This is a genomic window from Actinoallomurus spadix (assembly GCF_024055725.1).
In the GTDB taxonomy this organism is placed as follows: Bacteria; Actinomycetota; Actinomycetes; order Streptosporangiales; family Streptosporangiaceae; genus Actinoallomurus; species Actinoallomurus spadix.
In genome coordinates, this window is the sequence record NZ_JAMXMX010000004.1 from 267396 (window position 1) to 288499 (window position 21104).

Below are 21104 nucleotides of genomic sequence, written 5' to 3' on the forward strand. Positions count from 1 at the left end.
AAGACGAGCATCCAAGACGGCCGGGCGCCGCGGCAGTGCCCAAGGTCCCGCCAACGGCGGGACCAGCGGCCGGAACGCGACAAAGGCGCGGTGACCCGGGCGGCCCGCCGTGGCGGTGCTGTCAGCGGTGTGCGGCCAGATGGCCCGCGAGGTGGTCGACGACCTCGCGGGCGTCGTCCTCGATCCCGTAGATGAAGGTGGACTTGCGCCGTCGCAGCACGGGGAGGCCCAGCGCGTACAGTCCCGGGCCGTCGACCACGCCGCCCTCGTGGCGCAGGCGGCCCTTCTCGTCGAGCACGGGGACGTCGAGCCATCGGTAGTCGGGCCGGAAGCCCGTCGCCCACACGATCGTGGCGATCTCGCCGCTCCTCAGGTCGAGCTGCAACCGTGTCGAGGCGGGCACCCGGGTGGGCGGGAAACGCTCGGAAGGAGCGACGTCGGCGTCGCGCCCGTTCCGGCGCGCCCACGCGTCGAACGTGTCCAGCAGACGCTCCATTTTGAGGTCCGCGAGCGAGAACACGTTGCGCAGGCCGCCGGAGAACAGGGCGCGCCCGTCGCGTACGGCCGCCCAGCGGCCCACGGGTTCGACTCCCATCGCGGTGAGCGCGTTGAGGTCGAGCGTCGCCCGCTCGGGGGTTCCGACGAGCTGGGGAGAGGGGAGCCGCCGGGCCCGTTCGAGGTCGTCGATCCGGTCGTACCGCTGATCCCACAGACCGGAGGCGTCCATCCACCAGAGCACGTCGCGGCCGCGGTAGGTACGCGGCATTCGCACCTGCTCCCCCACCGAGATGGTCACCGGCCGGCCCGACCGGCGCAGTTCCGCCGCCAGCTGCACACCGGTCGCCGACGCCCCGACGACGAGCACACCGCCGTCGGGCAGTTCGGTGGGGCCGCGGTAGTCGAACGGTGTCAGCTGCCGGATCGACGCCGGCACGGCGGCCGCGAGCCGCGGCACGGTCGGCCGGTTGCAGGCGCCGCTCGCGATGACGACCGTCCGGCAGCGGATCTCGCCGCCGCCGGTCGTCACGTGGTACCCGTCGTCGGTAGGCCGCAGCGACGTGACGTTCGTCCCGGTCCGGACGGGAGCGCCGGTGACCTTGGCGAACCGTTCGATGAACTCGGTGACCTCCGCCATCGTCAGGTAGCCGTCGGGGTCCGGGCCTTCGTAGTGATGGCCCGGCAGGCGGCTCTGCCAGTTGGGCGTGAGGAGCCGCAGCGAGTCCCAGCGTTCGTGGCGCCAGGAGTTCGCGACCTCGCCGCGTTCCAGGACGACGTGGTCGATCGACCGTTCGCCGAGGAAGTGACTCGCGGCGAGGCCTGCGTGCCCCGCGCCGATGACGACGGTTGTGACGCGTTCGATGGTGAGACCCCTCAGGCGACGTCGACGGTGACGTCCGTCGGGTTCGTCAGGGCGTCGAACACCGCGGAACGCTTCTGGGACTGGGCCACCAGCGCCTCGATCTCCTGCCGGGAGGCGTCCGCGTCGATGGTGAACGTCACCTTGACGTCGGTGAAGCCGTTACGGACGTCGCTGTCGGCGCCGAGGATCCCGCGGATGTCGTGCCTGCCCTCGACCGTCGACTCGACCGAGCGGAGCTGGATGCCGCGGTTCTGCGCGACCGACGCCACGCCCGCCGTCAGGCAGGCGGCCAGGCCGACGAGGAGGTACTCGATCGGCGTGATGCCGTTGTCCTCGGCCGCGAAGACCGCGGGGTGGTCGGCCTCGAACACCGACTCGGCCTTGTGACTCTGCTCCTGTCCGAGGCCGAAGAAGTCGCGGACCGTCGTGGTGCTGTGGACGCCGTTCTGCCACTTGGAGGAGGCCCGCCAGGTGAACTGGGCGGCCTCGGGGGCGCCCTTCAGCGCGTCGCGCGCCTCGAGCAGCGCCTGCACGTTGACTCCATTAGCGACCGTGGTCATGTCGGGTGATGCCCTCTCGTCGAATTACTCACATTCCCGATGGGTTCGCTTGACAATACACCGACAGTGACGGGCACCATAGCCCCTGTGACGAATTCGGTTCCCCCACTCGCGGCCGGGTCGGCCGGCACGGTCGAGACGCGGTACCTCGACCTGCCGGAACCGGTACGCCTCGACTGCGGGCGTGAGCTGCACCCGGTTCGCGTGGCGTACGAGACCTACGGCGTCCTGTCCCCCGAGCGCGACAACGTCATCCTGGTGTGCCACGCGCTCAGCGGTGACGCCCACGCGGCGGGCTTCGCGAAGGCGCCGCCCGAGGAGAGCACCCGCGACGGGTTCGGGGCCGAGGACCGCGACGGCCCGGCCGTGAAGGGGCTCGGCTGGTGGGACGGGATGATCGGCCCCGGCAAGGCGTTCGACACCGACCGCTTCTTCGTGGTCGCAACTAACCTGCTCGGCGGATGCGGCGGGACGACAGGCCCGTCGTCGGTGGACCCGGCGACGGGCCGGCCGTACGGGCCGGACTTCCCCGTCATCACCGTCCCGGACATGGTGCGCACCCAGCGCGCGTTCCTCGACGCGCTCGGCGTCGAGCGGCTCGCGGCGGTGGCCGGCGGCTCACTCGGCGGCATGCAGGCGCTCGAATGGGCGGTCTCGTTCCCCGACCAGGTGGACGCCGTCGTGGTGATCGCCGGCACGCACGCCCTCCAGCCCCAGGGCGTCGCCTGGAACGCGATCGCGCGTGAGGCGATCCTGCGCGACCCGGCCTGGCAGGGCGGCCGGTACCACGGGACGGGCCGCGCGCCCGACGCCGGCATGGGCGTGGCGCGGATGGTCGGCCACGTGACCTACCTGTCCGCACCGGCGCTGGAGGACAAGTTCGGCCGGCGACTGCAGTTCGCCGGCGACATCCGCTACACGATCAACGACCCGGAATTCGCCGTCGAGAGCTACCTGCGCCACCAGGCCGGCTCGTTCGTCAGGCGCTTCGACCCCAACACCTACCTCTACCTCTCCCGCGCCCTGACCTACTTCGACCTCGCCCGCCAGTACGGCGGCGGGTCGCTCGCGCGGGCGCTCCAGGGCGTATCGGCGCGGACGCTGCTGATCGCGTTCAGCTCCGACTGGCTGTATCCGCCGGCCGCGTCGAGAGAGATCGAGGAGGCGCTCCTGGCTTCCGGCAAGCCGGTCGAATGCCACGTGATCGACGCGCCGTACGGCCACGACTGCTTCCTCCTGGAGGAGGCGCGGCAGACCCCCATCATCCGCCGGTTCCTGAACAATCACCGTCCGGCCCACGGCGGGACCGGATGACGTCGAGGAAGAGACCTTCGTGACCGACAGCCCTCCCCCCACCGAAGAGACCCGCGCGTTCGGGTTCGAGACCCGGCAGCTGCACGCCGGGCAACGACCCGACCCGAACACGGGCGCGCGCGCCGTGCCGATCTTCCAGACGTCCAGCTACGTGTTCGAGGATCCCGAGTCCGCGGCGGCGTACTTCAACCTGCAGGAGTACGGCAACACCTACTCGCGCATCATGAACCCGACCGTCGCGGTCTTCGAGGAGCGCGTGGCGAACCTCGAAGGCGGCTGCGGCGCGGTGGCGTTCGCCAGCGGCATCGCCGCGCAGGCGGCCGCGCTGTTCACGCTGCTCCAGCCGGGCGACCACGTCGTCTCGTCGTCGGCGCTCTACGGCGGCACGGTGAACCAGCTCAAGCACCTGCTGCGCAAGCTGAGCGTGGAGCTGACGTGGGTCGACCCCGACGACCCGGACGCCTGGCGGCAGGCCGTCCGCCCGAACACGAAGGCGTTCTTCGGCGAGACCATCGGCAACCCCGCCGGGAACGTGCTCGACATCGAGACCGTCGCGGCCGTCGCGCACGAGCACGGCCTGCCGCTGATCGTGGACAACACGTTCGCGACGCCGTACCTGTGCCGCCCGATCGAGTGGGGCGCCGACATCGTGATCCACTCGGCGACCAAGTTCATCGGCGGCCACGGCACGAGCATCGGCGGCGTCGTCGTCGAGGCCGGCACGTTCGACTGGTCCAACGGCCGGTTCCCCGTGGTCGCGGCCCCGTCACCGGCCTACCACGGCCTGCGGTTCCACGAGACGTTCGGGACGTACGGCTACCTGATGAAGCTCCGGGCCGAGACGCTGCGCGACCTCGGCGCGGCCCTCGCGCCGTTCAACGCCTTCCTGTTCCTTCAGGGCCTTGAGACGCTGTCGCTGCGGATGGACCGGCACGTCGAGAACGCCCGGACGGTCGCGGCGTTCCTGGAGTCGCACGACCTGGCGTCGAACGTGACGTATCCCGGCCTGCCGGCGAGCCGGTACCGGCCGCTCGTCGACAAGTACCTGCCGCGCGGCGCCGGCGCGGTCTTCTCGTTCGACTGCGCCGGCGGCCGTACCGGTGGAACGGCGCTCATCCGCGGCCTGACGCTCTGGTCCCACCTGGCGAACGTCGGCGACGCCAAGAGTTTGGTCATCCATCCCGCCAGCACGACGCACCGGCAGCTCGGCGACCACGAGCTGCGCGCCGCCGGCGTCGGGCCGGGAACGGTGCGCCTGTCGGTCGGCACCGAGTCCGTCGACGATCTGATCTGGGACCTGGAGCAGGGCTTCACGCACGTCGCCGCGGCGGCGGCAGCGGAGGGGGCGACGGCATGAACGATCTCACGCGGTACCAGGACGCCTCGGCGATCCAGCGTGTCCTGCACACGGCCAGGACGGTCGCCGTCGTGGGCCTGTCGGGCAACGAGCTGCGGGCCAGCCACTTCGTCGGCTACTACCTCAAGCGGCACGGCTACCGGGTGATCCCCGTGAACCCCCGCGAGACGCGGATCCTCGGAGAGACGAGTTACGCGAGCCTGTCCGACGTGCCCGAGACGGTGGACGTCGTGAACGTCTTCCGCGCGCCGGACGCGCTGCCGGGGATCGCGCGGGAGGCCGTGGCGATCGGCGCCGGCGCCCTGTGGTGCCAGTTCGGCGTCATCAACGAGGAGGGCGCGCGGATCGCGGAGGACGGCGGCCTGACGGTCGTCGTGGACCGCTGCATCAAGATCGAGCACGCACGCTACGTCGGCCGGATGCACTGGCTCGGTTTCAACACGCAGCGCATCACCTCGGTCCGCACCGGACTCCAGTAGCCGGGTCCCCGGCGGCATGCCGGTACGGCCGGGCCGGCGATGGCCGGCCTGGCCGATGGTCCCCGGGCACTCCCGGTCAGGACAGCGTCTTCACGAAATCCTGCACGAAACGGGGCGCGTCCACCGAGGTCAGCACCCGGGTGTCGGGCGTCCTCTCGTACGGGAACGCGGGCGGCAGCCCGTCGCTGGTCCGCATCAGCCGGGCGCGGGACGTGAAGCCGTCGCCGACCACGTTGACGGGGCCGTCGATCCATCCGGTCGCGTAGCCCGGATCCAGCAGCACCCCGGCGGCGAGCGGGTCGTGCAACGGGATGATGCGCCGTCCCCACTCGTTCTGGTAAAAGTCCAGGTAGGAGTCGAGGATCTCCACGGCGAACCGCGCGACCGGCGTGCCGGCCGCGCGCAGCGCCCCGATGGCCTGCTCGTCCAGGATGGTGCCCGCGGTGACGTTCACCCCGACGCTGACGAGCTCGTTGCGCGGCGCGGCGAAGACCAGCCGGGCCGCGGCCGGATCGTTGTCGATGTTGGCGTCGATCATGCGCAGCACGCCGGGTTCGGCGTACGGGCCGGAGCCGCCCATGAGCACGACCGAGCGGTACTTCAGCAGCAGGTCCGGGTCGATCCGCAGCGCGAGCCCGAGGTTGGTCAGCGGTCCCAGGGCGAGCAGGTCGAGCTCGCCGGGCGCCTCATCGGCCAGCGTGACCAGCAGTTCGGCCGACGACTCGGCGGCCAGGTCCGGGACGGGCCGGAGGTAGCCGCGGTCGCCGAGCCCGTCCTTGCCGTGCACGTACGAGGCGATGTTCGGGCTGCCCTCCAGCGGCCCGGCCGCGCCCAGCGCGATCGGCACGTCCAGGCCGAGCAGCCGGGTCACGTAACCGATGTTGCGCACCGCGTCGTCGACGACGCAGTTCCCGTACACCGACGTGATCGCCACGATCTCCGCGTCCGGGCGTCCCGCCAGGTACAGCAGCGTGTGGGCGTCGTCGATCCCGGTGTCGGTGTCGACGACCACCCGGCGTACCGGGCTCACCCGTGCCTGCCCGAAGCTCATACGGTGCGTTCCTTCCTGCGTCTTGTCGAGATGACGCGGGCCACGACGAGCACCGCGAGCGTGATGAGGTAGGGGGCGGCGTCGGCGGCCTGCTGCGGGAGCCCGGCGCCCTGCAGCCGGAAGCCGAGCGCCTCGGCGACGCCGAACAGCAGGCAGGCGCCGAGCAGCCGGTACGGGCTCGTCCCGGCGAGCATGACGGCCACCACCGCCACCCAGCCACGGCCGGCGCTCATGCCCTCGCTGAACAGCGTCACGTTGCCGAGCGAGAGCTGCGCGCCGCCGAGTCCGCACAGGGCTCCCGCGGTGAGGACGGCGGCGTGCCGGTATCCGGTGACCTTCAGGCCGAGCGAGCGCGCCGCCTCCGGTTCTCCCCCGAGCGCCCGCAGCCGCAGGCCCGAGCGGGTCCGGCGGAGCCAGAACGCGACCGCGGCGGTGAGGAGGAAGGCGACCGGCACCAGCGCCGACTGCGACGTGTACGGCAGGTCCGGCAGCCCTCTCAGATCCGGCGAGGAGTAGGTGCCACCGAGACCGAGGATGCGACGCATGAGGAAGGAGGTCAGCCCGAGCGCCAGCAGGTTGGTGCCGACCGCGACCACGATCGGTTCGGTGCCCAGCGACACCGCCGGTACGGACAGCAGCGCGGCGAACAGCACGGTCGCCACGACGGCGGCGAGCACGCCGAGCCAGGCGCTGCCGGTCTCGTGGCCGACCACCACGGCCGTGAAGGCGCCGCACAGCAGCTGGCCCTCCAGCGCGATGTTGAACACGCCGGCCGCCGCGCACAGCAGCCCGCCGAGCGCGGCGAACAGCACCGGCGCGGTCGCGGTGATGACCGAGCCGGCGAAGACGAGGTTCATGACCGCCTCAGCCTCCTCGCGGTGGCCAGGACGGCGACGAGCACGATGATCAGCCCTTCCAGCACCTGGGTGAGCTGACCGGGCACGCCCGCGTCGCGTTCCATCCCCTCGCCCCCCACCTGCAGCACGGTCAGCAGCGCAGCGGTGACCGGCACCGCGCGCGGCCGCCCCGCGGCCAGCAGCACGGCGGCGACCCCGGTGAACGTGTAGCCGGGCGAGGTGAGTGCCCCGTCGACATAGCGGTACGGCTGCGCCAGCACGATCAGCGCCCCGCTCAGCCCGGCGAGCGCTCCGCCGGCCGCCAGCGACGACGTGGCCAGCCGGGCGACCGGCAGCCCGCCGTAGCGAGCGAACTCCCGGCCCGCGCCGAGCGCCCGGATCTCGTAGCCGAGCACCGTCCCGCCGTCCACCCACAGCCAGGCCAGTGTGACCAGCAGGATGATCGGCAGCCCGGCCGTGACGTACTCCGACCCGCCCAGGGGAGGCAGTTGCGCGCGTTCCGGCAGCAGGGGCGTCTCGGCGATCCCAGTGCCCTTCTCGGCCAGCGGGAACCGCACGAGGTAGGAGGCGAGTGCCGTCGCGGGCGTGCTGATCAGCAGCGTGCCAACGATCGCCGGCAGCCCGAGCCGGGTGGCGAGCGGCCCGGAGATCCCGGCGGTGAGCGCGCCCGCGAGGACCGCCGCGACGAGCGCTCCGGCGACCGCGAGCACGCCCGGCAGGGGCATCTTCAGCGCCACGGCGGCCGCCGTGATTCCGCCGAGCGTGAGCTGCCCGTCGCCGCCCAGGTTGAACTCACCGGCCCGGAACGGGATCGCGAACGCCAGCGCCATGCCGAGCGTCGGCACGTAGGAGGCGATCGTGTACGACAGGTTCCCGCCGCCGATGGCCCCTCTGACCAGCGCGGGATACGCCGTGCCCGGCGACACCCCGGCCGCCGCCATGACCAGTGCCCCGAGCAGGGCGGCCCCGGCCACGGCCAGCACCGGCGGCGCCAGCACCACCCGCCGCAAGGCGTTCCGGGGCCGGCGCGTACGAACTCCGTCGGCGGTGACACTCACGCGGCCACCCCGGTCATGGCGGCGCCGAGGGCGGCCTCGGTGGCCTCGGCCGCGGCGAACTCGGCGACCAGCCGGCCCTCGAACAGGACCAGGACGCGGTCGGCCAGGGCACGGACCTCCGACAGCTCGCTGGAGAGCAGCAGGACGGCCTGGCCGTTCTCGCGGGCCTCGGCGATCAGGGCATGGATCTGCTCCTGGGCGCCGACGTCCACCCCTTGGGTGGGTTCCTCGACGATGACGACCGGGGTCCGGCGGGCCAGTTCGCGCGCCAGTACCGCCTTCTGCGCGTTGCCGCCGGACAAGGTGGAGAGGGGGACGCCGGCCGACGCGGTGCGGATACCGAAGCGGGTCACCAGGTCGGCGGCGCGGGCCGCCACCGCCCGGCCGCGCAGGCCGCCGAGGGGGCCGCGCAGCTCGGGCGTGCGCTGATCGCCCATGACGAGGTTGCGGGCCAGGGACAGGGCGGGCGCGGTCGCCCGGCCGTCGCGGTCGTCCGGGACGTACGCCAGGCCGAGGCGGCGGCGGGTGGCCACGCCGGCCGACGTGACGTCGGCGCCGAGCAGTTCGACCGTGCCCGTCGCGGGCCCCAGGCCGGTGAGGGCGTCGACCAGGGGACGCTGGCCGCTGCCCGCGACCCCGGCGATGCCGACGATCTCACCGGGCCGGACGCCGAAGGTGACGCCGGGGTCCTCGGTGTTCCCGAGGCGTACTCCGCGGGCTTCCAGGGCGTACGGCGCGTCCGGCCGCTCGCGCGGGCGCCGGGGTGCGGGGGCGAGGTTGCGGCCGATCATCGCGTGGACGAGTTCGGCCGCGGACGTCTCGGCGGTGACGAAGCGGCCGGTCACCTGGCCGTCGCGCAGCACCGTCACCCGGTCGCTCGTCTCCAGGACCTCGCCCAGCTTGTGGGTGATGAGCAGGATCGAGGTGCCGGTCTCGGCCAGGGTGCGCAGCACCGCGAACAGCCGGGCGGCCTGCGCCGGCGTGAGCACCGAGGTGGGCTCGTCGAGGATGAGGATCTCCGCCTGCCGGTGCAGGGCCTTGAGCAGCTCCACGCGCTGGCGCAGCCCGACCGGCAGGCCGCCGACCGGCGCCGAGGCGTCGACCGGCAGCCCGTAGCGCTCGGCGAGCTCGGTGACCCGGCGTACCGCCGAGGTCCGGTCGAGCAGCCCGCGGCGGGTGACCGGCTCGGCGCCGAGCACGACGTTCTCCGCCACGGTCAGCTCGGGGAACAGCCGGACCCGCTGGTGCACCATGCCGAGCCCGGCGGCGATGGCGTCGGCGGGCGAGCGGAACCGGACAGGGCGGCCGTCGCGCAGCACGGTGCCCGCGTCGGGCCGGTACAGCCCGTACAGGACCGACATCAGCGTGGACTTGCCGGCGCCGTTCTCGCCGACCACGGCGTGGATCTCTCCGCGCAGCACGGTCAGATCCACGCTGTCGTTGGCCAGGACCGAACCGAAGCGCTTGGTGATGCCGGACAGCTCGGCGGCGGGTGTCATCAGGAGGCCGCGAGCGGGTCGGCGACCTTGATCCGGCCGGCCACGATATCGTCGCGGACCTGCTTGACCTTGGCGACCACGGCCGGGTTCGCGGCCACGGTGCAGCCCGAGGAGGCCAGGTCGGAGTCGAGTGCGGTCACCCCGACCCCGTTCTCGGCCAGGCCGTAGACCTTGGATCCGCCGGTCTTTCCCGCGGCGACGTCCTTGATCGCGTTGTACTCGGCGACGTCGACGTGCTTGAGCACGTTGTCGATGACGTTGCCCGGGCTGAGCCTGCACTGGTTCACGTCCACGCCGAAGGACTTGAAGCCGCCCGCCGCGGCGGCCTGGAAGACGCCCGGGTTGCCGCCGGAGGCGGCGGCCTCGATGACGTCGGCGCCCTTGGCGGACGCCAGGGTCTGAGCCTGCGCCTTGGCCCGGGCCGGGTCGCTGAAGGGGTTGCTGCCGCCGACGTACAGCGGCGTGCCGTTGGTCTGCGGGGCCACCGACTTCGCGCCGGCGAAGAACGGGTCGATCCAGCGGTGGATGAAGGGGGAGTCCAGCGCGGCGACCACGCCGAGCCGGTGATTGCCGCTCAGCCGACCGGCCTCGACCCCGGCGAGGTAGGCGGCCTCGTGCTCCTTGAAGGCCACGCAGGTCACGTTGGCGGGCTGCTTCTTCGGGCAGGAGTCGACCTCGAGGAACTGCTGGGAGGGGTGCTGGGCCGGGACGGTGGCGAAGACGTCGTCGAAGGAGAAGGAGACCCCGATGAGGACGGTCGGCCTGGCCCGGACCGCGGCGTCCACGTTCCGCGCGATGCTGGTCGGATCGTTGCTCTCGTAGAGCTTGAAGCTCGCCCCGAGTTCCTGCGCGGCCTTCTTGCCGCCCGCGACGCTGAGCTGCAGGAAGCTGTCGGTGCCGACCGGCGTGGGGGTTATGAGGATCACCGACTTCGCGGAGCCCTTGCTGGAAGAGGCGGAGGTGCCGGAGCCGCCGCAGGCGGTCAGGAGGAGGGGAAGCGTGGCAGCGGCGACGACGAGGGCTTTGCGCATGGTTGTTCCGGTCCTTGCTCGAAGAATATGGACGGACCCTATCAAACGAGTAGGAAAACTAGACATAGCGCTTTTCGATCGTCTACGGTCCGGCGGAACCGCTTCCGCCGAGTGAGGAGTACGACGATGAAGGCGCGATCGATCGCAATGGCGCTGGGACTGGTCGTGGCGGCCGGCACCTCGACGGCGGCGCCGGCCGACGCGACCACGGGTTCACGGGCCGAGTTCTTCGCCGCGAACGAGACGTCCGGCAGCTTCGATCCGAACGACCCGGTGCTGAAGACCCGCCTGACCGCGTTCGCCCACCAGGTCGAGGGGATCATCCGGACCAACGGCGGCCGCCCCCACGGCTCGACGCTGCTCAACGGCACGTTCTGGGACTCCGGCCTGCAGAAGGCGGACTACGAGCGCTCCCGGGAGTTCCACGTCGACGGCGTGACCCCGGTCGAGGTCCACGACATCGCGCACGTGCTGGCCGTGACGTACCACCAGCAGTCCGTCCTGACCTTCCGCTACCTGCCCCGCCGGTCGAAGGACGTGAACGCCGTGCAGGTCAAGGTGCCCGGGGTGTCGTTCCAGAAGCTGCACGACGTGATCCAGTCCGAGCCGGCCCTGGGCGAGGAACTGGGCGGCGGCTCGGTGACGCCCGGCGGCCGGCTGATCGAACTGGGCGCGGTGTCCGACCTCCCGCTGATCAAGCGGCTCGTCGCGGAGGTCGGCGCCGACTGGGCGCAGGCGAAGGTCGCCTACGGGGCATGGGAGTTCGTCGGCTGACCGATCTCCTCCCGGCCCGGTCGTGGGCGAAGCCGGCGCCGTCCACGACCGGGAGCCCGGCGGGTCAGGCCCGGGAGGCCCGCCGGGCCACGATGGAGTCGAAGTCGGGAATCCGCTCGGCGATCGGGTCGCCGGTGAAGTCGCCGACCCAGCCGTCGTCGTCGTGGAAGAACCGGATCGCCGTGAAGTCGGGTTCGGTGCCCATGTCGAACCAGTGCGTCGTGTCGCGCGGAACCGTCAGCAGGTCGCCCGCCTCGCACAGGACGGCGTAGACCCGGTCATTGACGTGCAGGTAGAAGATGCCGGACCCGCTGACGAAGTAACGAACCTCGTCGTCGTCGTGCGTGTGCTCGGACAGGAACTTCTCCCGCGCCGCCCGCGCCTTCGCCGGCCATTCGGGGCTGCCGTCCGGATGCAGCTGCGCGACGTCGACGAGGGTGTAGCCCTCTTCCGCGACGACGCGGTCGACCTGCTCGCGGTAGGCGTCGAGGATCTCCTCCTGCGAGCCGCCGTGCCCCTCGGCCACCGGCCACTGCCGCAGGACGACGTCGATCTCCTTCAGGACCGCGGCGATCTCGCCGGCGTCCTCCGTCTCGAGCACCGTCGCGGGACGCTCCCCGTCGGTGTACACGCTCAGATGCGTCATGCGCCGATTCTCCTTCAATCAAGGCCGGATAACCAGACTAACTCAGTATGGAAAGTGGACAAAGTGGCCCATCCGTGGCTACGCTGCCGCCCGTGATCCCGCGACGGCTTCTCGTGGGGCGTCGCCACATCGATCTGATGAGAGTGGCCGGCGCCTCCTGTTGACCGGGCCGATCCCGGCCCGTCTCTCCCCTGGCGCTCCGCGCTCCCGTATGTTCCCCGCTCCGGAGCGCCGTCCCACTCCCCGCGCGCCGCGCTGCCCGCGGCCCACCGAACGAATGATGAGATCAACATGCGCACGACCCTCGTCGCCGTCGCCGCCGGCCTGCTCTCGGTGACCGCGCTCTCCGCCTGCTCGCAGAAGTCCCCCGGTACGCAGTCCGCCGCGGCGCCGACCGATACGAGCACGCACCGGCCGACCGAGCAGGTCCCGGAGAAGTTCGCCAAGGGTGGGGTGCACATCGCCCTGGTCCGCCAGTTGTCCTCCGGCGACTACTTCGAGCAGTGGCTGGCCGGAGCACAGGCCGAGGCGAAGGCCCTGAACGTCACCCTGGACGTGTCCAGCGGCGACGACAACAACGACAAGCAGGCCCTGAACCTGCAGCAGGCGGTCGGGAACAAGGCCGACGCCATCATCGTGGACCACGGCTTCGCCCAGACCATCCAGCCCGCGATCAAGAAGGCGGTGGACGCGAACATCCCGGTCGTCGCCTTCGACGTCGACCCGGGCACTCCCCAGGCCGTGACGCTCGATCAGGACGACCACCAGATCGCGTCGCAGGCGCTGAGCGTGCTGAAGCAGGACACCGGTGGCAAGGCCAAGGTCGTCTACGCCTACGTCGCCGGGTTCGCGCCGCTGGACCGTCGCAACGAGACCTGGACGCAGTTCAAGAAGGACAATCCCGGCATCGCACAGGTCGCCAAGATCGGCGTGGTGAACAGTTCCACCGCGTCCGCCGTCGCCGACCAGGCGAAGGCCGCGCTGCAGGCCCATCCGGACGTCACCGCGATCTTCGCGCCGTACGACGAGTTCGCCAAGGGTGCCACCCTCGCCGTGAACGAGCTCGGCCTGCAGAACAAGGTCAAGGTCTACGGCGCCGACGTCTCCACCGCCGACATCGGTGTTCTCACCGCGGCGAAGAGCCCCTGGACGGCCACCTCCGCGACCGACCCCGCCAACGTCGGCCGCGTCGCCGTACGGGCCGCGGCGCTGCGCGTCGCCGGACGGCAGGTCGCCACGGCGCTGAAGGTGCCGCCGACGCTCATCACCCAGCAGGCGCTGCGCGACCACGGCATCACCAACGTCCAGCAGCTCGCCGGTGCCTTCCCCGCCCTGGAGACCCCGGACGTGGCGCCCGTGCCATGGAAGTGACCCCGGTCGTCTCCGTCTCCGGGCTGTCGAAGCGGTACGGCGCCACCTGGGCGCTGCGTGACGTCAGCCTGGAGATCGCGCCCGGCGAGGTGCTCGGTCTCATCGGCGTCAACGGCGCCGGGAAATCCACCCTCATCAAGATCCTGTCCGGCGTGACCCGCCCGACGGGCGGCGAGATCCGCGTCGACGGGACGCCCGTGGACCTGCGCGACCCGCTGCGCGCCCAGGAGGCCGGTCTGCAGACCGTCCACCAGGACATCGACGCCGGAGTGGTGTCCGGCGCCGACGTCGCCGCGAACCTGACGCTCGACGCACTGGCACCGGGCCGGTCCGGTGTCTTCGTCAGCCGGGACCGTACCCGCGCCGCCGCCCGCGCCATCGCCGAGGCCGCGCGCCTCGACGTACCGCTGGACGCGCCCGTCGAATCGCTGCCCGCCGGTGTCCGCCAGCAGATCGTCATCGCGCGCGTGCTGTCCCGCCGGCCCCGCGTGCTCATCCTCGACGAGCCGACGTCCGCACTGTCCGCCGCCGAGATCCGCGTGCTGATCGCGATGGTGCGCCGGCTGGCGGCCGACGGCGTCGCCGTCCTGTACGTCTCGCACCGGCTGAGCGAGATCCAGGAGCTGTGCGACCGCGTCGCCGTGCTGCGCGACGGCGCGATCCGCCGGGTCTTCGCGACGCCGGTCGAGGGACCCCGGCTCGTCGAGGCGATGCTGGGCGGCGAGGTCGGTGCCCTGACGCACGAGGTGCGCGACGGCGGCGAGCCGGTGCTGCGGGCGACCGGCCTGCGCACCCGCCCGGGCGCCGCTCCCCTCGACCTGACGGTCCGCGCCGGCGAGGTCGTCGGCGTCACCGGGCTCGTCGGCTCCGGCAAGACCGAACTCCTCGAGCAGTTGTACGGTGCCCGGCCGCTCGTCTCCGGAGCCCTCGACCTCGACGGGCGCCCGTACCGGCCCCGCGACCCCGGCGCCGCGGCCGCCGCCGGCGTCGCGTTCGTCGCGGAGGAACGAGAGGCCCAGGCGGTGCTGCCCGGCTGGTCCGTACGGGCGCACGTCACGCTCCCCCGGCTCCGCGACCACAGCCGGATCGGCCTGCTGTCCCGCCGGTCGGAGTCGGCGGCGGCCCGGCGGGTCATCGAGGTGTTCGGAGTGCGCGGCCCCGGACCGGAGGCCGAGATCGGCGCGCTGTCCGGCGGCAATCAGCAGAAGGTCGTCGTCGGCCGGTGGCTGGAGGGCCGGTGCCGGCTCCTCCTGCTGGACGAGCCGTTCCGCGGCGTGGACGTCGGCGCCCGCGCCGACATCGCCCGGCGGATCCGGGAGCGGGCCGGCGCGCTCGGGGTGGTGATCGCCTCGTCCGACCCGCAGGAGGTGCTCCAGGTCGCCGACCGGGTCATCGTCCTGCACGACGGCGTACGCACCGGGGAGGTGAGCGCCGCGGACGCGTCGGCCGACCGCCTGGCCACGCTCATGGCGGGCGGCGCCGATGAAGGAGGAGGAACGTGACCCTTGTGACCGATGGTTCGCCAGAGGCGCCCCCACGCGCCCCGGCGGCCGCGCGCCTCGCCACGGCCGGCTACCGGTACGGCCTGCTCGTGGTGCTGGTCGCGGTCACCGTGTTCTTCGGCGCGGCACGGTCGTCGTTCGCGACGTACGACAACCTGCTCATCGTGCTGCAGTCGGTGGCGATCGTGGCCATCGTCGCGCTCGGCGTGACCGTCTCGATGACCGCGGGCGGCTTCGACCTGTCCGTAGGCGCCAACGTGAGCTTCGTCGTCATGGTCACCGCCCTCGCGATGGTGCGGTTCGACCTGACCGGCGCGACCGCGATCGGAATCGGCCTGCTCGCCGGCCTCCTGGTGGCGGGCGTCAACGCGCTGCTCGTCGTGGTGGCCGGAGTACCCGACCTGATCGCCACGCTCGGCACCATGTTCCTGTTCCAGGGCCTGGCCCTGATCATCACCTCGGGCCAGTCGGTGTCCGCCGGGATGACGATCGGCGGCCGGCCCGCGCCCGGCCGGTACACCTCCGGTTTCACGTGGTTCGGCTCCGGGACGGTGGCGTCCGTTCCCGTACCCGTCATCGTCATGGCGCTGCTGGCGGTCGTCGCGTACGTCTTCCTGAACAACACCCGCTGGGGCCGGGCGCTGTACGCCATCGGCGGCAACGCCCAGGCCGCCCGGCTCGCCGGGATCCGCGTCGGCCGCTACCGCGCGCTCGCCTACGCCGTGTCCGGGCTGTGCGCCGCCGTCGGCGGCATCCTCCTGTCCGCGCGGCTCGGCCGCGGTGACGTGGGCGCCGGCGACCCTTACCTGATGCAGGCCGTCGCCGCCGCGCTCATCGGGTTCGCCGTGCTCGGCGCCAACCGGCCCAACGTCGTCGGCACCGCCGTCGGCGCGCTGTTCATCGGCGTGGTCATCAACGGGCTGACCATGCTGAACGCCCCGTACTACACGCAGACCTTCGTCCAAGGCGCACTGCTCGTCGTCTCCCTCGTGACCAGCTTCACCCTCACCCCAGGACGTCGCCGATGAACGACTACGAGATCCTCGACATCGCCGCCGTGCCGGCCTACATCGCCGGCCGCCCGGCCCTCGCGAAACGGATCGACCCCGGCCGCGTCACCGCCGTCCGCGAGGTCGGCGACGGCAACATGAACCTCGTGTTCGTCGTCGATGCGGACGGCCAGGGAAGCGTCGTCCTCAAGCAGTCCCTGCCGTGGGTCCGGATCGCCCCGGACTGGCCGGTGACCCCTGACCGCAACGGGTTCGAGGCGAACGCCCTGGCCGCGCACGGCGCGATGGCGCCCGAGTACGTTCCCGCCCTGTACGACGCGGACGAGGACCGGCACGTCATCGCGATGGAGGACCTGTCCGATCACCGGGTCTGGCGCGGCGCGCTCATCGACGGCCTGCGCCACGAGGGCGCGGCGGCCGACCTGGGCCGGTACGTCGCACGGGTCGCGTTCGGAACCTCGGTGTTCGGCCTGGACCCGGCCGACCAGAAGGCCGCACTCGCCCGCGCCGTCAACCCGGAGCTGTGCCGGATCACCGAGGACCTGGTCTTCACCGAGCCGTACATCCGGCACGAGCACAACAGCGTGCTGCCCGCAAACGAGGCCGACGTCGCCGCGTACGTGGGCGACCCGGCGGTCCGCGCGGCGATCGGCGCCGCCAAGCTGGCCTTCATGACGCACGCCGAAGCGCTCATCCACGGCGACCTCCACACCGGCTCCGTCCTGGTCCGGGCCGCGACCGGCACCACGCCGCGCTCGACCAGGGCGTTCGACGCGGAGTTCGCGTTCTACGGGCCGGTCGGCTTCGACCTGGGAGCGCTGTGGGGCAACTTCGTGCTGGCCGCCGCCCGCGCGACCGTCCTCGGCGCGGCGGACCACGCGGCCTGGGTGCTGCGGCAGGCGAGCGTGGCCTGGGACGCCTTCGAGGCGGAGTTCCGCGCGCTGTGGCCGGGGCGTGTCGACCCGCGGGTCTTCGGCGACGGGGTGCGCGACCGCTTCCTCGGCACGGTCCGCGCGGACGCCGCCGGGTTCGCCGCGGCGAAGGCGGCGCGGCGCGTCATCGGGTTCTCCAAGGTGGCCGACATCGAGACCCTGCCGGAGGCCGAACGGGCGGTTGCCGTGCGCGGCGTCCTCCGGTCCGCCCGGCTCCTCCTCGTCGACAGCCCGCGCCACACCGACGTACGGCGCCTGTTCGACGAGGTCGGCGACATCCTGGCCACGGTGGACTGATCTCCCGTACGGCGGGCCGCCGGCGCTCCGGCGGCCCGCCGGATCAGCGGGCGGTGGCGACGGTGTAGCCGAGAAGCCAGTCGAGGCACTCGGTCACATGGCGGGCGCGGGTCAGGTCCGGACCCCAGGCGTACAGGCCGTGGGAGGCGACGATGACCGCCGGAGTGCCCGCCTCGTACGCCTCCTCGAACCGGTCGCCGAGCTCGGCCATGTCCTGGCTGTTCGCGATCACCGGGACGACGACCTCGTCATCGTCGGCCCGGCGGCCGATGCCCTTCAGCATCTCCAGGTCGCGCAGCCGGACGCCGTCCGGCCAGTGGTGCCCGGCGACGACCGCGTTGAGGGAGTGCACGTGGACGACGGCGTCCGCGCCGGTCACCGCCGCCACGCGCGCGTGCAGCCCCGACTCCGCGGAGGGCCGCAGTGACGCGAGGCCGTCGACGGCGACCGAGACGCCGGCGTCGTCGACCACCGCGATGTCGGAGGCGCGCAGTTCGCCCTTGTCGAGGCCGCTCGCGGTGACCGCGAGCCGCAGCGGGTCGCGACTCACGACCTCGGACAGGTTGCCAGATGTTCCGCGCATCCAGCCGAGCCCGGCGAAGCGTGCCGACTCGGCCGCCAGCCGGTCTCCGGCCGCCAGGACGTGGTCGAGCGCGAGCGTTTCGGTGAAGGTCATGCGTGGTCCTCGAGACGGTCGAAGGAGTCGATCACGGGGTGCGGGCCGAAGCCGGCCGTGGCGTTCGGTTCACCGGGGCGGGCGACGCCGACGGTCCGCCAGCCCGCGGCCGCGGCGGCGTCCAGCTCGGCGGGCACGTCGGACAGGAACAGCGTCCGCGCCGGCTCCGCGCCGAGCGCCTCGGCGATGCGCCGATAGGAGGACTCCTCACGCTTCGGTCCCGCGTTCACGGTGTCGAAGTAGTCCTCGACGTACGCGGACAGGTCACCAGCGTCACCGTGCCGGAACCACGGGCGCTGACTCGCCACCGAGCCGGAGGAGAACACCGCGACGCGGATCCCCTCCGCCCTCCATCGCGCCAGGGCGGGCGGCACGTCCGCGAAGAAGTGTGAGGTGAGCTCGCCGGCCGCGAAACCGGCGGCCCAGATCTGCCCCTGCAAGGTCTTCAACGGCGTCGCCTTGACGTCCCCGTCCATCCAGCGGTGCAGCACGGCGACGACCTCCGCCGTCGTGGCGGCGCCGGTCTCCGCCCGGACCTGCTCCAGGGCCTCCTTCACCTGCGGACCGTCGGCGTGGGCCTCGATCCAGAGGCCCAGGCGCGGGCGCGCGTAGTCGTACAGGCCCTTGTGGACGGCCTCGGTGGCGCTCGTCGTGCCCTCGATGTCCAGCACGATCCAGTCGGTCGTCATCGCGACGTCCTCTCCTTCGGGAGCCGGTGGTCCGCGAAGTGGTCGGCGACCGAGGCGGGCTCGAAGACGCCGTTCTCGGTCACGATGCGGGTGACCAGCCGTGGCGGCGTGACGTCGAACGCCGGGTAGTAGCCGCGCGTGCCGGTGGCCGCGGTGCGGGTACCGAGGACGTGCAGCACGTCGTCGCCGTCACGGCGCTCGATGGCGACGTCCTCCAGGCGCGGCGCCTGCGGATCAGGGGCCTGCACCAGCGCGTAGAAGGGCACGCCGAACTCCCGCGCTGCCAGGGCGACGGCGAGGGTGCCCACCTTGTTGACCACGTGCCCGTCGAGGGTGACCCGGTCGGCCGCGGTCAGGGCGACATCCGCCAGGCCGTCGGCGAGCGCGGCCGGCACCATTCCATCGGTGATCACCGTCGGCTCGTAGCCGTACTCCACCAGCGTCGCCGCGGTCAGCCGCGCGCCCTGGAGGTACGGCCGGGTCTCGGTGCATACGAATTCCAGACGCTTGCCCGCGCGTTGCGCCGCCTCGACCGTCGCCATCAGGTAGAAGTCGGCCCAGCAGTGGGTGAGCACCTTCGCGCCGTCGGGCAGCAGCGTCGCCGCGTGCACGCCGAGCGCGGCGCTGCGGGCCCGGTACTCGTCGTCGACGGCCGCCGCGCTGCGGATGACCGCGGCGGCGAGTTCCTCCCCGGAAGCGCCGGCCGACGGCCCGTCCACGGTGGCGTCGAGGATGGCGTGCACGGCGTCACGGATGGCGTTGTTGGTCGGGCGGGTGGCGATGAGCCGTCGGCCCGCCCCGCGCAGTCTCCGGTCGGCGGCCTCAGGCTCCAGTCGCTCGATCTCGCGGGCGGCGAGGACCATGCCGGCGGTGGTCGCGAAGAGCGGGCCGGAGCTCTGCGTGACCATGTCCTCGATCGCCACGGCGACGTCCTCGACCGAGGCGCACCGGACCCACCGCCGCTCGAACGGGAAGACCCTCCTGTCGAGGACCTCGACGCCCGCCTCGGTGATCTGCACGGAATCCGCGAGCGTCGGCCGGGGCGGCCTCTCCACGGCCGCGCCCGTCACCCGTACACCCCTGCCACCTCAGGATTCACGAGGTGAGAGTGTATTTCCTACTTGTTCAATAGGCAAACCCAAGAATCTCGTGTCGCCCCGTCCCGTCCCTTCACCGGCCGGTCGGGGTCGCGTAGGCGCGCAGCGAGTGCACTCGTTCGGATCGCCGCTCAGTCGTAGGAGCGGCGATCATGCCGTCGCCATGGGCGCCGCCCGCTTCCGCGCCCAGTTGCTCAGGCAACCCGGAAGTGCAACGCAGGCGAGGAACGAATAGCCCCCGCACCGCCGTCAAAGGCTTCATCCTGGATGCGTGACGTCCTCTCAGGCAGCTGATCAGCAGCAGGCCAGGCCCGATATGCCGCAGGCACCAGAACACCCGACCTGGGAATCGTGGGGTGAACGTCTGCTCGCGAGCGAATCTGGATGCGCTGCCCTCGAGGTGTTGCGCTGGTTCTTTGGGCCTGACTATGTCCGACGACAGGTCGAACAACCGAGCGCCGCTCTCTGGCACGGTGATCTGTACCCTTCGATGGGCGAGTCAAGAGTCATCAGAGTTCTGGAGCTGGCCGGGCGCATCGCGGCAGTTCGTGAACAGCCGGGCATCGGAGCGCTTCGGCGGGAGGCATCGACGGACCGACAGGCCGGTTACTTCGCCCACCTTCGAGCGCTTCTGACCATAGCAGCACCGCTGAGCATCGAGGGTTGGCGTATCGAGATCGCTCCACGGTCGCACGTCTCCGGGAGGAAACCGGACCTGCGTGCGTCACTTTCCGGTACGACCTTCGACGTCGAGGTCAAGCACTTGGGATACGACCAGGACATTCGAGGAACGAACGACTTCCACGACCGGCTGTTCCTGCGCAAGGTAGCGCTTGAGAACCGCCTCAGGAAAGGACTGTCGATCACCGGCGCGAATGTCTGCGATGCGCAAGAGCTCGATGCGTGGGCCGAACGGGTTGAGGCAGCGATTGCGATCGGCGCAACCGCTGTCGACGGTCCCGGCGCCGGGCGGACACAGATTCTCGCCGACGAAAGTGGTCCGATGGAGGGCGCTCTCCTTGATGGGGATCTATGGGGACGTGTAGGGGTGGGCATCCAGCGGGCAGCTAAGCAGATTGACGGTGGGCACCGAGGTTGGGCCTTCATCGAAGACGCGGGGGCAGTGGCCTGGGCGACCCCATGGAGCAAGAAACCTCTGACCGCCAAGCTGAACAGTCTCATCGTCCCGATACGGCGGGAACTCGCCGCCGCGCCGCACCTTGCCGGCGTCGTTTTCAGTACGGCGCCGCGCAACGTCGGTGCGCCGGTGCTCGAGGAGACCGTCTGGTCTGAAGGGTGCATCGCCATACGGCGTGTGCTCTTGGGGATCCGCAGCCGCGAAACCTTCATCATCCGACGCGCCAGCCCCCAGCTCCCACTCCGCGGCATCAAGGGGATCCTCGGCCATGACGACGCTGTCGCGTTGTACCTCGCCTTCGATACCGAGGGACTCGCAGGGCGATTCACACAGCAGTACATGAGTTCGCGCCGATAAGGAACTCTGACGAAGGCTGGCGAGCGCCGACGAGCCGTCGCCGACCCGA

21 protein-coding genes are annotated in these 21104 nt (G+C 71.7%); 10 read left to right on the forward strand and 11 right to left on the reverse strand.

What is annotated here, in order from left to right; all coding sequences use genetic code 11:
• Positions 1-121 precede the first annotated feature (121 nt).
• On the reverse strand, positions 122-1375 hold the full coding sequence (locus NE235_RS07235) for an NAD(P)-binding domain-containing protein (protein WP_289848331.1): 1254 nt from the start codon (positions 1373-1375) through the stop codon (positions 122-124).
• Complete coding sequence (locus NE235_RS07240; protein ID WP_252800169.1) at positions 1372-1893, reverse strand: OsmC family protein; 522 nt, start codon at positions 1891-1893, stop codon at positions 1372-1374. The genes NE235_RS07235 and NE235_RS07240 overlap by 4 nt, the downstream gene beginning before the upstream one ends.
• 114 nt (positions 1894-2007) lie before the next feature.
• On the opposite strand from NE235_RS07240, the gene metX reads away from it, so the two are divergent.
• From metX to NE235_RS07255, 3 genes are read left to right on the forward strand one after another with little or no spacing between them, the layout of a single operon-like run.
• Entirely contained in the window at positions 2008-3234 is a 1227-nt protein-coding gene (gene metX / locus NE235_RS07245) for a homoserine O-acetyltransferase MetX (RefSeq protein ID WP_252800170.1), read from the forward strand.
• Between the two features lie 19 nt (positions 3235-3253).
• Positions 3254-4591 (forward strand): O-acetylhomoserine aminocarboxypropyltransferase/cysteine synthase family protein, encoded by a 1338-nt coding sequence (locus NE235_RS07250; protein WP_252800171.1) that lies wholly within the window; start codon positions 3254-3256, stop codon positions 4589-4591.
• A complete protein-coding gene (locus NE235_RS07255) occupies positions 4588-5070 on the forward strand; it encodes a CoA-binding protein (protein ID WP_252800172.1) in 483 nt (160 codons plus the stop codon). Before NE235_RS07250 ends, NE235_RS07255 begins: the two co-directional genes overlap by 4 nt.
• 76 nt (positions 5071-5146) lie before the next feature.
• Here the strand turns inward: NE235_RS07255 and NE235_RS07260 are convergent, their stop codons facing one another.
• The 5 genes from NE235_RS07260 to NE235_RS07280 are packed head-to-tail and all read right to left on the reverse strand — an operon-like array spanning position 5147 to position 10566.
• Entirely contained in the window at positions 5147-6121 is a 975-nt protein-coding gene (locus NE235_RS07260) for a nucleoside hydrolase (protein ID WP_252800173.1), read from the reverse strand.
• A complete protein-coding gene (locus NE235_RS07265) occupies positions 6118-6978 on the reverse strand; it encodes an ABC transporter permease (RefSeq protein WP_252800174.1) in 861 nt (286 codons plus the stop codon). Before NE235_RS07265 ends, NE235_RS07260 begins: the two co-directional genes overlap by 4 nt.
• Positions 6975-8036 (reverse strand): ABC transporter permease, encoded by a 1062-nt coding sequence (locus NE235_RS07270; RefSeq protein WP_252800175.1) that lies wholly within the window; start codon positions 8034-8036, stop codon positions 6975-6977. The genes NE235_RS07265 and NE235_RS07270 overlap by 4 nt, the downstream gene beginning before the upstream one ends.
• Entirely contained in the window at positions 8033-9535 is a 1503-nt protein-coding gene (locus NE235_RS07275; protein WP_252800176.1) for an ABC transporter ATP-binding protein, read from the reverse strand. The genes NE235_RS07270 and NE235_RS07275 overlap by 4 nt, the downstream gene beginning before the upstream one ends.
• Positions 9535-10566: a BMP family ABC transporter substrate-binding protein gene (locus NE235_RS07280; protein WP_252800177.1), complete on the reverse strand. Its 1032-nt coding sequence runs from the start codon at positions 10564-10566 to the stop codon at positions 9535-9537. Before NE235_RS07280 ends, NE235_RS07275 begins: the two co-directional genes overlap by 1 nt.
• A gap of 126 nt (positions 10567-10692) precedes the next feature.
• On the opposite strand from NE235_RS07280, the gene NE235_RS07285 reads away from it, so the two are divergent.
• Positions 10693-11340: a hypothetical protein gene (locus NE235_RS07285; protein ID WP_252800178.1), complete on the forward strand. Its 648-nt coding sequence runs from the start codon at positions 10693-10695 to the stop codon at positions 11338-11340.
• Between the two features lie 64 nt (positions 11341-11404).
• Here the strand turns inward: NE235_RS07285 and NE235_RS07290 are convergent, their stop codons facing one another.
• Entirely contained in the window at positions 11405-11986 is a 582-nt protein-coding gene (locus tag NE235_RS07290; protein WP_252800179.1) for a 1,2-dihydroxy-3-keto-5-methylthiopentene dioxygenase, read from the reverse strand.
• A gap of 47 nt (positions 11987-12033) precedes the next feature.
• Between NE235_RS07290 and NE235_RS38610 the strand changes: the two genes are divergently transcribed.
• The 5 genes from NE235_RS38610 (at position 12034) to mtnK (ending at position 17098) form a co-directional block, all read left to right on the forward strand.
• A complete protein-coding gene (locus NE235_RS38610; RefSeq protein ID WP_406567548.1) occupies positions 12034-12150 on the forward strand; it encodes a putative leader peptide in 117 nt (38 codons plus the stop codon).
• Positions 12151-12277: 127 nt separating this feature from the next.
• Positions 12278-13357 (forward strand): substrate-binding domain-containing protein, encoded by a 1080-nt coding sequence (locus NE235_RS07295; protein ID WP_252800180.1) that lies wholly within the window; start codon positions 12278-12280, stop codon positions 13355-13357.
• Positions 13348-14859 carry a sugar ABC transporter ATP-binding protein gene (locus NE235_RS07300; RefSeq protein WP_252800181.1) on the forward strand — a complete coding sequence of 504 codons (1512 nt, stop codon included), beginning with the start codon at positions 13348-13350 and terminating at the stop codon, positions 14857-14859. Before NE235_RS07295 ends, NE235_RS07300 begins: the two co-directional genes overlap by 10 nt.
• Positions 14856-15887 carry an ABC transporter permease gene (locus tag NE235_RS07305; RefSeq protein WP_252800182.1) on the forward strand — a complete coding sequence of 344 codons (1032 nt, stop codon included), beginning with the start codon at positions 14856-14858 and terminating at the stop codon, positions 15885-15887. Before NE235_RS07300 ends, NE235_RS07305 begins: the two co-directional genes overlap by 4 nt.
• On the forward strand, positions 15884-17098 hold the full coding sequence (mtnK, locus tag NE235_RS07310) for an S-methyl-5-thioribose kinase (protein WP_252800183.1): 1215 nt from the start codon (positions 15884-15886) through the stop codon (positions 17096-17098). The genes NE235_RS07305 and mtnK overlap by 4 nt, the downstream gene beginning before the upstream one ends.
• Positions 17099-17141: 43 nt before the next feature.
• Here the strand turns inward: mtnK and mtnB are convergent, their stop codons facing one another.
• Genes mtnB through NE235_RS07325 form a run of 3 tightly spaced genes read right to left on the reverse strand, consistent with a single transcriptional unit; the run spans position 17142 to position 19533 of the window.
• The gene (mtnB, locus tag NE235_RS07315; protein WP_252800184.1) at positions 17142-17774 is read right to left on the reverse strand and encodes a methylthioribulose 1-phosphate dehydratase; all 633 of its coding nucleotides are present in this window, start codon (positions 17772-17774) and stop codon (positions 17142-17144) included.
• Positions 17771-18463 carry an acireductone synthase gene (gene mtnC / locus NE235_RS07320; RefSeq protein WP_252800185.1) on the reverse strand — a complete coding sequence of 231 codons (693 nt, stop codon included), beginning with the start codon at positions 18461-18463 and terminating at the stop codon, positions 17771-17773. The genes mtnB and mtnC overlap by 4 nt, the downstream gene beginning before the upstream one ends.
• Positions 18460-19533, reverse strand: coding sequence for an S-methyl-5-thioribose-1-phosphate isomerase (locus NE235_RS07325; protein ID WP_252800186.1), 1074 nt, complete (start codon positions 19531-19533; stop codon positions 18460-18462). Before NE235_RS07325 ends, mtnC begins: the two co-directional genes overlap by 4 nt.
• Before the next feature lie 298 nt (positions 19534-19831).
• On the opposite strand from NE235_RS07325, the gene NE235_RS07330 reads away from it, so the two are divergent.
• On the forward strand, positions 19832-21055 hold the full coding sequence (locus NE235_RS07330) for a hypothetical protein (protein ID WP_252800187.1): 1224 nt from the start codon (positions 19832-19834) through the stop codon (positions 21053-21055).
• The last annotated feature ends 49 nt before the right edge of the window (positions 21056-21104 follow it).

Bases quoted from the DNA above. Each gene is read 5' to 3' on its own strand.
- NE235_RS07255 (WP_252800172.1), top strand. From the start codon at position 4,588: ATGAACGATCTCACGCGGTACCAGGACGCCTCGGCGATCCAGCGTGTC.
- NE235_RS07260 (WP_252800173.1), bottom strand. From the start codon at position 6,121: ATGAGCTTCGGGCAGGCACGGGTGAGCCCGGTACGCCGGGTGGTCGTC.
- NE235_RS07265 (WP_252800174.1), bottom strand. From the start codon at position 6,978: ATGAACCTCGTCTTCGCCGGCTCGGTCATCACCGCGACCGCGCCGGTG.
- NE235_RS07275 (WP_252800176.1), bottom strand. From the start codon at position 9,535: ATGACACCCGCCGCCGAGCTGTCCGGCATCACCAAGCGCTTCGGTTCG.
- NE235_RS07280 (WP_252800177.1), bottom strand. From the start codon at position 10,566: ATGCGCAAAGCCCTCGTCGTCGCCGCTGCCACGCTTCCCCTCCTCCTG.
- NE235_RS07285 (WP_252800178.1), top strand. From the start codon at position 10,693: ATGAAGGCGCGATCGATCGCAATGGCGCTGGGACTGGTCGTGGCGGCC.
- NE235_RS07290 (WP_252800179.1), bottom strand. From the start codon at position 11,986: ATGACGCATCTGAGCGTGTACACCGACGGGGAGCGTCCCGCGACGGTG.
- NE235_RS38610 (WP_406567548.1), top strand. From the start codon at position 12,034: ATGGAAAGTGGACAAAGTGGCCCATCCGTGGCTACGCTGCCGCCCGTG.
- NE235_RS07295 (WP_252800180.1), top strand. From the start codon at position 12,278: ATGCGCACGACCCTCGTCGCCGTCGCCGCCGGCCTGCTCTCGGTGACC.
- NE235_RS07300 (WP_252800181.1), top strand. From the start codon at position 13,348: ATGGAAGTGACCCCGGTCGTCTCCGTCTCCGGGCTGTCGAAGCGGTAC.
- mtnK (WP_252800183.1), top strand. From the start codon at position 15,884: ATGAACGACTACGAGATCCTCGACATCGCCGCCGTGCCGGCCTACATC.
- mtnB (WP_252800184.1), bottom strand. From the start codon at position 17,774: ATGACCTTCACCGAAACGCTCGCGCTCGACCACGTCCTGGCGGCCGGA.
- mtnC (WP_252800185.1), bottom strand. From the start codon at position 18,463: ATGACGACCGACTGGATCGTGCTGGACATCGAGGGCACGACGAGCGCC.